Source organism: Maricaulis salignorans (assembly GCF_900103475.1).
Classification (GTDB): Bacteria; Pseudomonadota; Alphaproteobacteria; order Caulobacterales; family Maricaulaceae; genus Maricaulis; species Maricaulis salignorans.
Genome location: NZ_FNHG01000013.1, coordinates 74,772 through 87,892 on the forward strand (window position 1 = coordinate 74,772; position 13,121 = coordinate 87,892).

At 63.8% G+C, this 13,121-nt stretch carries 11 protein-coding genes; 5 read left to right on the forward strand and 6 right to left on the reverse strand.

What is annotated here, in order from left to right:
• Positions 1 to 41 precede the first annotated feature (41 nt).
• The gene (locus tag BLT42_RS10820; protein WP_091770652.1) at positions 42 to 1,238 is read left to right on the forward strand and encodes a hypothetical protein; all 1,197 of its coding nucleotides are present in this window, start codon (positions 42 to 44) and stop codon (positions 1,236 to 1,238) included.
• An 11-nt stretch (positions 1,239 to 1,249) separates the two neighbouring features.
• Here the strand turns inward: BLT42_RS10820 and BLT42_RS10825 are convergent, their stop codons facing one another.
• Together BLT42_RS10825 and BLT42_RS10830 are read right to left on the reverse strand one after the other, a co-directional pair.
• Positions 1,250 to 2,605: a pyridoxal phosphate-dependent decarboxylase family protein gene (locus BLT42_RS10825; protein WP_091770654.1), complete on the reverse strand. Its 1,356-nt coding sequence runs from the start codon at positions 2,603 to 2,605 to the stop codon at positions 1,250 to 1,252.
• An 83-nt stretch (positions 2,606 to 2,688) separates the two neighbouring features.
• Positions 2,689 to 3,438 (reverse strand): RNA methyltransferase, encoded by a 750-nt coding sequence (locus BLT42_RS10830; RefSeq protein WP_091770656.1) that lies wholly within the window; start codon positions 3,436 to 3,438, stop codon positions 2,689 to 2,691.
• Positions 3,439 to 3,544: 106 nt separating this feature from the next.
• On the opposite strand from BLT42_RS10830, the gene BLT42_RS10835 reads away from it, so the two are divergent.
• The 3 genes from BLT42_RS10835 (at position 3,545) to BLT42_RS10845 (ending at position 5,845) form a co-directional block, all read left to right on the forward strand.
• Positions 3,545 to 4,759, forward strand: coding sequence for an NADP-dependent isocitrate dehydrogenase (locus BLT42_RS10835; RefSeq protein WP_091770658.1), 1,215 nt, complete (start codon positions 3,545 to 3,547; stop codon positions 4,757 to 4,759).
• 175 nt (positions 4,760 to 4,934) lie between these two features.
• On the forward strand, positions 4,935 to 5,279 hold the full coding sequence (locus BLT42_RS10840) for a hypothetical protein (RefSeq protein WP_176780334.1): 345 nt from the start codon (positions 4,935 to 4,937) through the stop codon (positions 5,277 to 5,279).
• Between the two features lie 173 nt (positions 5,280 to 5,452).
• Positions 5,453 to 5,845 (forward strand): hypothetical protein, encoded by a 393-nt coding sequence (locus tag BLT42_RS10845; protein WP_091770662.1) that lies wholly within the window; start codon positions 5,453 to 5,455, stop codon positions 5,843 to 5,845.
• On the opposite strand, the gene BLT42_RS10850 is transcribed toward BLT42_RS10845, so the two are convergent.
• The 4 genes from BLT42_RS10850 to recA all read right to left on the reverse strand — a co-directional run bounded on the left by BLT42_RS10850 (position 5,836) and on the right by recA (position 10,787).
• Positions 5,836 to 6,285, reverse strand: a complete 450-nt coding sequence (locus BLT42_RS10850) for a nuclear transport factor 2 family protein (protein WP_091770664.1) — start codon at positions 6,283 to 6,285, stop codon at positions 5,836 to 5,838. The two genes, BLT42_RS10845 and BLT42_RS10850, sit on opposite strands and share 10 nt — an antisense overlap.
• A complete protein-coding gene (gene alaS, locus BLT42_RS10855) occupies positions 6,285 to 8,939 on the reverse strand; it encodes an alanine--tRNA ligase (protein WP_091770685.1) in 2,655 nt (884 codons plus the stop codon). The genes BLT42_RS10850 and alaS overlap by 1 nt, the downstream gene beginning before the upstream one ends.
• Positions 8,940 to 9,071: 132 nt before the next feature.
• Positions 9,072 to 9,554 (reverse strand): hypothetical protein, encoded by a 483-nt coding sequence (locus tag BLT42_RS10860; RefSeq protein ID WP_091770665.1) that lies wholly within the window; start codon positions 9,552 to 9,554, stop codon positions 9,072 to 9,074.
• A 156-nt stretch (positions 9,555 to 9,710) separates the two neighbouring features.
• Complete coding sequence (recA, locus tag BLT42_RS10865; protein WP_091770667.1) at positions 9,711 to 10,787, reverse strand: recombinase RecA; 1,077 nt, start codon at positions 10,785 to 10,787, stop codon at positions 9,711 to 9,713.
• Positions 10,788 to 10,961: 174 nt separating this feature from the next.
• On the opposite strand from recA, the gene mltF reads away from it, so the two are divergent.
• Complete coding sequence (mltF, locus tag BLT42_RS10870; protein ID WP_233342442.1) at positions 10,962 to 12,311, forward strand: membrane-bound lytic murein transglycosylase MltF; 1,350 nt, start codon at positions 10,962 to 10,964, stop codon at positions 12,309 to 12,311.
• Positions 12,312 to 13,121: the final 810 nt, after the last annotated feature.

The window sequence follows — 13,121 nt, forward strand, 5'->3', positions numbered from 1 at the left end:
CGCTGATCGTCTGGCTTGTCGGCTTCGGCGGCTTCACCCTGGTGGTCGATCCCTATGAGATCGCGCCGTGGATTTCGATCGAGGGCGTCAATGCCCGCCGTACCCGCGCGCATGAGGATGGCTATCGGGTCCATGTCGGCCACCGCCTCCTGACCAGCGATGCCGGCACGATCACCCTGGGCAGTTCGCGGGTGATGGACGGTTTTCCGCGCGATTTGCCCGACTGGCCCGGCGGTTATGAAAACCTCGCGATGGCTGGCACCTCGGCCTTTGAACTGGCCCGCGCCAGCGCCCTCGCCGCGCGCAATGAAGCGCTCAATTGCGTCGTGATCGGTGTTGATCTGCGCGAGTTCTCGACCGACACCAATACCCAGGCGACCTACTGGATCACCCCGATGGCGGGCGGCTCCCGTCTGGCGGCGCTGGCCAAGATGGCCTTGTCGACCAGCGCCTTTGCCCGCGCCCTGCAGACCGTCGATGACAATATCTCCGGCGGCTCGGATACGCGCTGGGAGCAGGCCTATAACGAGGCCGGTCTGCCGGATCGTTTCGAGGAAGAACTGGCCAAGCGCTATCGTTATTACGCCTCCTATGAATACGATCCGGAGCGCGTCGCTTTCCTGTTCCGCGGCATTGATGCCCTGCTCGCCTCGGGCAAGCAGGTCGTGGTCTTCATCCACCCGGTCCATGCCTGGTATGAGGAAGCGCGCCAGCGCGCCGGTGCCGGCCCGGCCGAGATTGCCCTGCGCCGCGATATCGCGGCCCAGCTGGCGGCACGCGGCGAAATGGCCGCGGCCGATCAGGCCTGTTTCGACGGACCAGCCCTGCAGGCCTGGGATTTCGGCGGCTTCTCCGCGCCGGCACAAACCGCCCCGCCCGCCGCCGACGGCTCAGCGCCAAGCCCCTGGTATTATGTGCCCTCGCATTATCGCCCGGCGCTGGGGCAGGCGATCCTGGATCGTCTCTCCAGTCGCAGCGGCCCCTATCCGGTTGACGAAAGTTTCGGCCGGCCGCTCTCGGCCGACACGCTGGAGGCCGACCTCGCCGCCTTCCAGGCCGGGCGCGCGGCCTGGCTACAATCGGGCACGCCCTGGCAGCTGCATGCAGCCGCATCCTTCGACGCGCTCGATGCAAACCCGCCGGAGCCTGAGGCCGGCCCGCGCACCTTCCTGACGCGCGGGGACAGGGTCGAGCTGGAGCGTGATGTTCAGCGGATCGAAGAGCAAAACAGCCACTAACGCTCCAGCCATCAGGCGTGTCGCTTTGACCGCAACACCTCACCGATAATCGCGACGGCCCGATCCACATCGGCCGCTTCGGTGGCCCAGCTGGCGACGCTGATCCGGAAGGCCGGACGGCCCTGCCAGACCGTGCCGCCAAACCAGATCCGGCCATCAGCCTGGATCGCTGCCGGCAGGGCCAGCGTCGCCGCGTCGTCTCCGAGGCGGCACAGCACCTGGTTGAACGCGACCTCATTGAGCACCTCGACACCCAGATCGCGCAGCCCGGCGGCAAAGCGCTGCGCCAGCGCCACGCGCGAGCTGATCAACGCATCGAGACCAGCGCGGCCGAGCGTGTGCAAGGCCGCCCAAACCGCAATCCCGCGGGCCCGGCGGGAGAATTCCAGCGTCAGATTCTTCTGGGCCTCGGCGCCGGCCGGCGCATAGACCGCACTGGCATCCATCGCCCGCGCCACATGATCGCGCACGCGGCAAATGCCCATCGCACCGTCATAGGGCGTGTTGAGCATTTTATGGCCGTCCGTCGTCCAGCTATCCGCCCCCTCGACCCCTTCGGTGAGAGGCTTCAGCGCGGATGTCGCCCGCGCCCAGAGGCCGAAGGCACCATCGACATGGACCCAGGCGCCGGCCGCCCTTGCGGCGGCAATCAACGGGACAAACGGGTCGAAGGCGCCGGCATTCACCTCACCGGCCTGTAGACACAGGATCGTATGGTCATCGAGCGGCGGCAATTGTGCCGGATCGATCCGGCCCTGGTCATCGACCGCGGCGCGGACCAGCCGGCGAACGCCAAAGCCAAGCAGGCGCAGCGCCTTGATCACGGTGATATGGACCGTCTCGGAAACCACGACCCGGATTTCCGGCGCACCGACCAGGCCATCGGCATCGAAATCCCAGCCGGCGCGTTCGAGCAAATGCCGGCGCGCGGCGGCGAGCAGAGCCAGCCCACAGGCGGTGGCGCTGGTCCCGAAGCCGACAGCGGCCTCGCGCGGCAAATCCAGCGCTTCGAGCACATAACGCCCGGCCTGGGCCTCGATCGCCGCGGCAGCGGGTGAATTGACCCAGTCGGAGGCGCACTGATTCCACGCCAGCGCGAGACGCTCTGCCGCCATTGCGGCCGGCAGACCGGCACCAATGACAAAACCAAAATAATGGGGGCTGTTATTGCGAACGGTCGCGGGCGAACCGAGCCGGTCCATCAGGGCAATCATTTCGGCCGGATCGCTGGGCGCCGCCGGCAGGGGCTGCTGAAAGCCCGCCAGCGCATCAATCGCTGCCTTCGACGGGAAGGCCGGGGCCTCGCGCTGCCCAGAATAGGCTTCAGCCAGGGCGTCGGCCCGCTGCATCGCGTCTGAATTGGTCATGGCGCATCCCTTTTCCAGTTGCGATCTAGCTGGGTCCCCGGCCGTGCGAATTCAACCCGGCGGGACGCCGCCTTCGCCAGCCGCTATTTGTCCCGCAAGGTCCGCGCCTTGCCGCGCCCCATGGCCAGCGCCTTCACACAGCCGCGAAATGTCCGCACTTCCTGGGTCGTCCAGCGGCCACGAACAAATGCGGTGCGCAGGTTTTGCACCATGAGCGGCGTCTTGTCGGGCGGGTAGAAAAAGCCGGCGCGTTCCAGCTCGGCCTCGAAATGCTCGAACATGCCTTCAAGATCGAATCGCGAAGCGACGTCGGAAACCGGGTCGAACACCGCCGGTGCGCCCTCCTCGGCCATCCACTCATAGGCGGCAATGCCAACGGCCTGGCCCAGATTGAGCGAGGAGAAACTGCGATCCACTGGCAGGGTGATGATCACATCGGCCAGGGCGACGGCGTCATTGAGCAGCCCGCCCTTCTCGCCGCCGAACAGGACACCGACCTTCTCACCGGCAGCGATAGCGGCGCGGACATCGGCCATGCCCTCGCGCGCGGTCATCACCGGCTTCTCCATCCCGCGCGGCCGCGCCGTAGTCGCGTAGAGCCTTGTGAAACCACCAACCCCGGCCGTCAAATCGTCGACCAGCCGGGCATTGTCGAGCACGGGCGAGCCGACCGCCATCGAGACCGCCTTGGGATTGGGCCATTCATCGCGCGGTGCCACGAGCACCAGATCGGCCAAGCCAAAATTCGCCATCACCCGAGCGGCAGCGCCAATATTTTCACCCAGTTGCGGATGAACGAGGATGAAGGACGGTGCGGCATTCGATTGGGTCATGGAGCAGGGCCTTCACCTTGGCGCGCGCCAATGCTAGAGAGCGCGCAAATCATTCGAAGCGCTTTCTAGCGCCTTACACCCCCGTCCGAAAAGAAAGCACAACACCATGGCGAAGATCAAAGTCGATACCCCCGTCGTCGAACTCGATGGCGATGAGATGACCCGCATCATCTGGCAGCTGATCAAGGACAAGCTGATCCTGCCCTATCTCGACATTGATCTGAAGTATTACGACCTTTCGATCCAGAAGCGCGACGAGACCGACGACCAGATCACCGTCGATTCGGCGGAAGCGATCAAAAAATACGGCGTCGGCATCAAATGCGCCACGATCACGCCGGATGAAGGCCGCGTCGAGGAATTCGGCCTCAAGAAAATGTGGCGTTCGCCCAATGGCACGATCCGCAATATTCTCGGCGGCGTTGTCTTCCGTGAGCCGATCGTGATTTCCAATGTGCCGCGCCTGGTTCCCGGCTGGCAGCGTCCGATCGTGATCGGCCGTCATGCCTTTGGCGACCAGTACAAGGCGACCGATTTCCTGGTCCCGTCCGCCGGCAAGCTGACGATGACCTTCCAGCCCTCGGACGGGTCCGAGCCGATCCAGCGCGAAGTGTTCGATTTCCCGAGCGCCGGTGTCGCCATGGGCATGTATAATCTGGATGATTCAATCCGCGACTTTGCCCGCGCCAGCCTGAATTACGGCCTGCAGCGCGGCTGGCCTGTCTATCTGTCGACCAAGAACACAATCCTGAAAGCCTATGATGGCCGCTTCAAGGATCTGTTCCAGGAAATCTTCGACGCCGAGTTCAAGGACGCCTTTGCCGCCAAGGGCATTTCCTACGAGCACCGCCTGATCGACGACATGGTCGCCGCCGCGATGAAATGGTCCGGCGGTTTCGTCTGGGCGTGCAAGAATTATGATGGCGATGTCCAGTCCGACACCGTCGCCCAGGGCTTCGGCTCGCTCGGCCTGATGACCTCGGTCCTGATGTCACCCGATGGCTCCGTCGTCGAAGCCGAGGCCGCCCACGGTACCGTCACACGTCACTACCGCCAGCATCAGCGCGGCGAGCAGACCTCCACCAATCCGATCGCCTCGATCTTCGCCTGGACCCAGGGCCTGTCGCATCGCGGCCGCATGGATGGCAATGAAGCCCTGATGGAATTTGCCGCCAAGCTCGAATCCACCATCATCAAGACGGTCGAGGCCGGCTTCATGACCAAGGATCTCGCGCTTCTGGTCGGTGATCACCAGGGCTGGTTGTCGACCGAGGGCTTCCTCGACAAGGTCGATGAGCGCTTCAAGGCGGCCATGGCCTGATTTAGCGAGCCAATTCAAAGCATCGGGCGGGCGTCGGCACCTTGGTGGCGGCGCCCGTTTCGTATTGTCAAAACACCGCTTGTCAGGCAATGATCGAGCTCAACCCAACAGGCAGGTTCCCGGTTTGGCCGTCTCATACGAATTCTCGCCCGAAGACAATCTTTGCGTCTGGAGCATGAGCGGACGGCTGACCGCAAACGTCATGGTCGGCATCGTCCTGGCCGCACGCGCCGACGCGGGGTGGTCGAATGATTACAACTTCCTGACTATCATCACCAATGCGAGCCTGGCCGATGTTTCCGCCGACGATACCGCCACGCTGGTCCACCAGCTGGCCGAACTCGATACGCCGCGCGCGGACGGCAAACGCAAACGGGCCGCTGTCGTGTGCAGCGATGAAATGGCCGCTGGCCTGCTGGTCTATTACGAACTCCATTCCAGGACCGAACGCATGACCGATGAGCGCTTCTTCCGCTCCGAGGCCGCCGCCCGAGCCTGGCTCACCGGGCCCGCCGACTGACCCCAGCCGGCTTGCCGTCATGCGCCCGTCCTCTCTGGACCGCCGCCGCGCCGGGCCAACAGGCTTGCGCCCTCTCCGGACTCGCGGAATACAGACCGGGTGGGGTTCACCCCGGATCTGCAACCTGGTCGGTCCTGCCTTGGCAGGGGCAAGCCAGTTCGCCTGGAGACGGCATGCACGCGACAACAGAGATCGAACACGAGAGCAATTTCTGTGTCTGGCGCGTCAATGGCCGCGCCGACCTGGAAGCCCTTCAGGCGTCCTATCTGGAACGTTTCGACCTGCCCGGCTGGTGGCCCGGGATACGCAATCTGAGCATATTGACCGACACACGCCTGGACCTGCTCAGCCCCGGTGAAGCGGAAAAGCTGATGCGCTTCATGGCTATCGCCGCCGCCAAACATGGCGTCGGTGACGGCTTCTTCGCAGCCGTTGCCTGCGCAGACCCCGAGAGCCGCACACTGCTGAGCTATTGGGATCGGCGCGCGCCGGCCGGATTGTCAGGGGAAAATCGAACCTTTGGCGATGAAAAGACCGCCCGCACCTGGCTCGCCAGTCAGGACTGACGCTTCAGCGTCACGAAGACTTCAGCCTCAATCACCCAGCGCAGGCCGTCGAACCGCCATTTGGCGAAATAGCGACCGGTATAGCGGATCGAAAACCCTTCGCTCGACCAGGCTCCCCGCCAACGCCCGCTCTCCGCGGCGAGTTCGCCGTCTTCACCGATCTCGATGCGCGACGGCGCCCGGACATAGGTCACATCCGGCATATTGGTGAAGATCGACTGCCAGGCCTGAAGCTGTGCCTCGCGGCCCTCGATCAGAACCGCATCATCACCGGGCACCAGCGTGACCGCCTCGGCCAGGACCGCCGCGATCGAATCCATATTGCGATCGGCCAGTGCCGCGTTGAAATCACTCCGGGCGGCGGCGACAGCGCGCGCGGCAAGCTTGTCGCCGAGCATTTGCACATCACTGCCGGGGGCTGTCCGCGAAGGCCTCGCCATCACGAGGCCAGTGCGGCGCGGATCGCGTCCAGCCCGGCTTGAGCCTTGTCACCATCGGGACCGCCCGCCTGGGCGAAATCAGCGCGGCCACCGCCGCCCTTGCCGCCGACAGGCGCAGCACCGGCACGCACCAGTTCCACCGCCGAGAAGCGCTCGACCAGATCGCCGGTAACTCCGACGGCCAGCGCCGCCTTACCCTCATTATTGGAAATGAAAGCCGCGATGCCCGAGCCCATTTGGGTCTTGGCCTCATCGATCAGGCCGCGCAAATCCTTGCCGCCCACGCCCTCGACCACCCGGCCGATGAACTGGATCCCGGCAATCTCTTCCGGACCGGCCGGAGCGCCTGCGGCACCGCCGCCCATCGCCAATTGCTTCTTGGCCTCGGCCAGCTGCCGCTCGAGCTTCTTGCGCTCATCGATCAGGCTGGCGACGCGGGTCGGCAATTCGGCCGGCGGCGTCTTGAGGGCGTCAGCAGCCGCGCGGCCAAAGCCGATCTGTTCTTCCATATAGAGCCGGGCGGCCTCACCGGTCAGGCCTTCAATCCGGCGCACGCCGGAGGCGACCGAACTGTCGGCGACGATCTTGAACAGGGCGATATCGCCCGTGCGGGCAACATGCGTGCCGCCGCACAGCTCCACCGAATAGGGCTTCTCGCCGCCATCGAGCGCCTGGCCCATCGCCAGGACGCGAACCGTCTCGCCATATTTCTCGCCGAACAGCGCCAGCGCACCGGCCTCGATGGCGGCATCCGGGGTCATTTCCCGCGTCGAGACGGCGAGATTCTGCCGGATCACCGCATTGACCTGGGCCTCTACAGCGGCCAATTGGGCGGCGCTGATCGGCTTGTTCTGGCTGAAATCGAAGCGCAGGCGGTCCGGCCCGACATAGGAGCCCTTCTGCGCCACCTGTGGGCCGAGCACATCGCGCAGGGCGGCGTGCAGCAAATGGGTCGCGGAGTGATTGGCGCGCGTCGTTGTGCGGCGCGCGACATCGACCTTGAGCACAGCGCTGTCGCCGAGCGTGACCTCGCCGCGTTCAAGCACGCCGATATGGGCATGCATGTCACCGCCGCGCTTCTGTGTATCCGTGACGCGGAAAATCGCGCCATTCCCGAACTCGATCAGGCCGCTATCGCCGGCCTGGCCGCCGGATTCGCCATAGAATGGCGTCGCGTCAAACACGAGCTCGCCGACCTGGCCGGATCCGAGCGCCTTGGCCTGTTTGGCATCAGCGACGATCGCGGCCAGCTTGCCGCGGCCTTCCTCGCCGTCATAGCCCAGGAATTTCGAGGCGCCCGCCTTGTCCCGCACGGCGAACCAGACCTCGGCCGGGGCCGCCTGGCCGGAGGAGAATTTGCTGGCGCGCGCATCGCTGCGCTGCTTGTCCATCGCGGTCTCGAAACCGGCCTCGTCCACCGTCATCCCCTTGGCGCGCAGGGCGTCCTGGGTGAGGTCGAGCGGAAAGCCATAGGTGTCGTAGAGCTTGAAGGCGGTATCGCCTGGCAGGACAGCACCGCTGGACAGGCCGGCGGTGGCCTCCTCGAGCAGGCCGAGCCCGCGGCCCAGCGTCGTCTGGAAGCGCTCTTCCTCCATGCGCAGCGTGTCCTCGAGCATGGGCTGGGCCTGCACGAGTTCGGGATAGGCCTCGCCCATCTCAACTTTCAGCGCCTCGACCAGTTTCCACATCACCGGCTCGGTCGCGCCCAGCAGATGGGCATGGCGCATGGCGCGGCGCATGATGCGCCGCAGGACATAGCCGCGCCCCTCATTGGACGGGCTGACGCCATCGGCCATCAGGAAACAGGTTGAACGCAGATGGTCGGCAATCACCCGGTGGCTGGCCAGCGCGGTGCCCTCGGCCTTGACGCCGAGCACGCTTTCGCCGGCGCGGATCAGATTGGCGAACAGGTCGATTTCGTAGTTATTATGCTTGCCCTGCAGGATCGCCGCGATGCGTTCCAGCCCCATGCCGGTATCGATCGAGGGCTTGGGCAGATTGACGCGCTCATCCGGGGAGAGCTGCTCATACTGCATGAAGACGAGATTCCAGATCTCGATGAAGCGGTCGCCATCCTCATCGGGGGAACCGGGAGGCCCGCCGGGGATGTCAGCGCCGTGATCGAAGAAAATCTCGGAACACGGACCGCACGGGCCGGTATCCCCCATCGACCAGAAATTGTCCGAGGTGGAAATCGAGATGATGCGGTCATCGGACAGGCCGGCAATCTTGCGCCAGAGGACGCGCGCTTCCTCGTCCTCGGAATAGACCGTGACCAGCAGACGGTCGGCGGCCAGACCATATTCCTTCGTCACCAGCTCCCAGGCATGATGGATCGCCTTTTCCTTGAAATAGTCGCCGAAGGAAAAATTCCCCAGCATTTCGAAGAAGGTGTGGTGACGAGCGGTATAACCGACATTGTCGAGATCATTATGCTTGCCGCCGGCGCGGACGCATTTCTGTGACGAGGTCGCGCAGGTATAGGGGCGCCGCTCCTTGCCGGTGAAGACATTCTTGAACGGCACCATGCCGGCATTGACGAAGAGCAGGGTCGGATCGTCCTGCGGCACCAGCGGACTGGAGGGCACGATCTCGTGACCATTCGTGCCGAAGTAGTCGAGAAATGTTGCCCGGATATCGCGCAAGCTGGCCATCATATCATCCTGTATCGCATCGTCTTTGCGGCGCCCGGCCGAAGCCGCTGCGTTAGCAGTTTTCAGGAGATATGGAAACGCGGCCGCCTGCGCAAGTCGCGCGCACCAGACGGTGTGGCGCTGTGGCCCGGTTCAGCCCAGCGGCGCGAGATTGCGCAGCGCTGCGACCTGACCGAATTCACGCAGTCCCCGGCCCTGCCGGATATCATCGAGCCAGGATGAAGGGAGATCGTATGCGGCCAGCGCCGCCGCGAAATTGTCCATGTATTCGCGGCTCTTGTGATGGTTTTCCGGCTCACGGGTAAATTCACGCCAGAGCCGGGCATCATTGCGCACATGGTCGGGCATCACCCAGATTGACCGATCGGGCTTGGTGTCATTGCGCGCCCGCAGCGCTTCGAAATAGCTGTCGGCCAGGCCGCCAATATCCTCGGTCTCGATCTGCGCCATCGACACATCGGGGGTGAAGAAGACAATCTCCCGGTCGGTGAAGCGATAGTTCTCGCGATCGCCATAGAGACGCGCAACAAAATCGAAGTCGGCAGGGATCACCGTCTCGCTGAACACGAAGATCCGGATTTCGCGCTCCAGGTCGACCGACATTCCAACAGCCATGGCTCTCTCCTTCAGCAGCGTGCCCCGGACGCAAAAATGGCCCGGTCCCCTTTCAGGAACCCAGCCATTCAGGCGCCATGACGGACACCCTGACATCAAAGGATTAAGGGAGGATGCCCGGCCGGTGCTTTAACAAGACCAGCCGGGCAGTCCCGGTTAGCCAGCGATGGCCTCGTCTTCTTCCAGATCCTTGCCGACCAGAAGGACATCGGCGATCAGCCCGGCATTGGCGCGGACCTTCGCTTCGATTTCCTTGGCCATGGCCTGGTTGGCAATCATGAATTTACGAGCGTTTTCACGACCCTGACCGATCCGTTCGGAATTATAGGAATACCAGGAACCGGACTTCTCGATAATGTCGCCCTTGACGCCAAGATCGATCAGCTCGCCCATTTTCGAAATGCCTTCGCCATAGAGAATGTCGAACTCAACCTCGCGGAAGGGCGGTGCCACCTTGTTCTTGACGACTTTGACGCGGGTCTGGTTGCCGATCACTTCATCACGATCCTTGATCGCGCCGATGCGGCGGATATCGAGGCGAACCGAGGAGTAGAATTTCAACGCATTACCGCCGGTCGTGGTCTCGGGGCTGCCGAACATCACGCCGATCTTCATCCGGATCTGGTTGATGAAGATGACCATGCATTTCGACTTCGAGATCGAGCCGGTCAGCTTGCGCAGCGCCTGGCTCATCAAACGGGCCTGGAGACCGGGCAGGCTGTCGCCCATCTCGCCTTCCAGCTCGGCACGCGGGGTCAGCGCGGCGACCGAATCGATCACCAGCACATCAATCGCGCCGGACCGCACCAGCGTATCGGCGATTTCGAGCGCCTGCTCACCGGTATCGGGCTGCGAGACCAGGAGTTCGGCGACATCAACGCCAAGCTTGCCGGCATAGACCGGATCGAGTGCGTGTTCGGCATCGATGAAGGCACAGACACCGCCGAGCTTTTGCCCCTCGGCGATCGTGTGCAGCGCCAGCGTCGTCTTGCCGGAGCTTTCCGGACCGTAGATCTCGACGATCCGGCCCTTGGGCAGACCGCCAATGCCGAGCGCGATATCGAGCCCGAGCGAGCCGGAAGAGATCGATTCGATCTCCATCGCCGGCTTGGCGCCCAGCTTCATGACCGAACCCTTGCCGAAGGCCTTGTCAATCTGGCCCAGCGCGGCCTCGATCGCTTTTTTCTTGTCCATACCTGAATCGTTCACGAGTCGAATCGCGCCCTTGCTCATATCGATATTCCCTTATTTCACGCCCCTCGGTCACGGGCAACCGAGACACAACGTACCAGCTTTGTTCCGGAACACAAGCGGAACATTTATGGTTAACAAAACGGAACGAAAAGGCATACGGGCGCATTCCACTTGGCGGATGCATGGCAAATGCCTATCTTTGCGGAGATGACCTTGCGCCATAGTCTTCGTCTCATCGCGATCACCCTTGCCCTGGCTGGCTGCAGCGAGGCCACGCGGCCCGACGCAATCGAATCCGTCGAAGCGCTGCAGGCGCGCGGCAGCCTCGTGGTCCTCACCCTGGAAGGCCCGACCAGCTATCTGGCCGGCGATGACGGCCCCGGCGGCTATGAAGTCGATCTGGTGCGGGCCTTTGCGGCCCATCTCGGGGTCGAGGCAGAATTCCGGACGCGCCCCTCGATCACCGCCCTGACGGCAGCGCTCGCCAATGGCGAGGGTGATATTGCGGCTGCGGGATTGACCGTCACGGCCGGGCGTGAAGCGCGGATGCAGTTCGGCCCGGCCTACAAGACGGTGACCGAACAACTGGTCTGCCATAATGGCGGCCCGGCCCCGACCTCGCTGGACGATCTCGGCCGGGCCCGCATCGTGGTGCTGGCCGGATCGAGTTATCTGGAAACCCTGCAGGCCCTGCCCGTGCGCAGCGATGCGGCAGGCTGGACCGAGCGAGACGGCGGCTCCGCCATGCCGCTGCTGGAAGCCGTCGATGCCGGCGAATTCGATTGCACCATCGCCGATTCCCACCTCGCCGACTTCGCCCGCCGCCGCCATCCCGACCTGATTGTCGCAATGGATCTGAGCGAGGAGGAATCCCTGGCCTGGGCCTATTCCGGCCAGGTTGCGGGACTTGGAGATGTGCTCACGGCCTGGTTCAGCCAGATCCATGAAGGCGATCTGCTGGAACGGCTGGACGAAGTCTGGTTCGGCCAGTTTGCCGATTTCAACTATGTCGATGTCTCCAGCTTCGTCGACCGGGTCGAAACCCGCCTGCCACGTTATGAGCGCTGGTTCGAACTGGCAGCCGAGCGGACCACTTTCGACTGGGACCTGCTCGCGGCCCAGGCCTATCAGGAATCGCACTGGGACCCGGACGCCATCAGCGATACCGGGGTGCGCGGCCTGATGATGCTGACCCTGTCGACCGCCGAGCGCGTCGGCGTCGAGGACCGCACCGATCCGCGCCAGAGCATTGCCGGCGGCGCGGCCTATCTTGAAGATCTCTACCAACGCGTCCCCAGCGGCGTCACCGGCGAGGACCGCATCTGGTTCGCGCTCGCCGCCTACAATGTCGGCATGGGTCATATGTATGATGCCCGCGCCCTGGCCGAACGCCAGGGCCTCGACAAGAACAGCTGGGATGACCTCGCCACCGTCCTGCCCCTCCTGTCCGACCCCGCCTATTACCGGGATCTGCGCTATGGCTATGCCCGCGGCCAGGAACCGGTGCGCTATGTCCGCAAAGTTCGCGAATATCGCGCCCTGCTCAACGCGCAGGGGATTTAGGAGAGCGCCTGCCCGCTCCCGGGCGCTGGCCGGGTTGGAATTGCGGAGCCTGACGGCCTCCTTCGCGCAATCTTCCTCGCACACTCGCAATACACAGGGGCCTGCCGGCGGGAAATCCAGCCAGGCTGCCAACCGCAGGCGGACTCCGCAATTCGCTGCGCTCCTCCGGGGGAAGTTGGTGTATCTGGTGATGGCAGGGGCCAGATTTTGACCGCCTATCCCCGCCCTCCGAAAATTATCCCACGTCATCCTGACGCTTGTCAGGACCTAGACGTAGCACATGCGGAGCCCGGTCTATCGAGGTTCTGATATGCGTCAGGATGACGAATTTTGAGCGATGTTATCCCCGCCCCCTCCAGCCGCTTGTATGCTTCAGCCGTTCCGGTCGCACGGGAGGCACGAGCTCAGTCATTCGCGGCGGTCGGGAGCGTGCAGCCTGTCCGGGCAGAGGGGTGACATCCTTAAGCGCTGGCAGGGCGTCCATTAAGGTCTGACGGCACTAAACGACCGACCTGAGTACCTTTCTGGATTGGAAACGGCGGTGGAGACGCCACGGGAAAACTGCACGTGCGGGACGTCTCGAATGTCACGCTACTTACATTACCGGTTACCGGCATTCGCCGGCGTCCCGCACCCTCCCATCCCAGGGAGGCCCACTCAAACCTCCAGCGGCGAGCCGCGTGGAGATTTTCGTGTGCGGTCAGCCTTTTTCGGCGCGCTTGAGCATCTCCTGCTTCACCTTCTCGGCCAGCTGGATCAGCGTAAAGGGTTTGGGCAGGAAGGAGACTTCCTGTTCTTCCGACAGCGTCT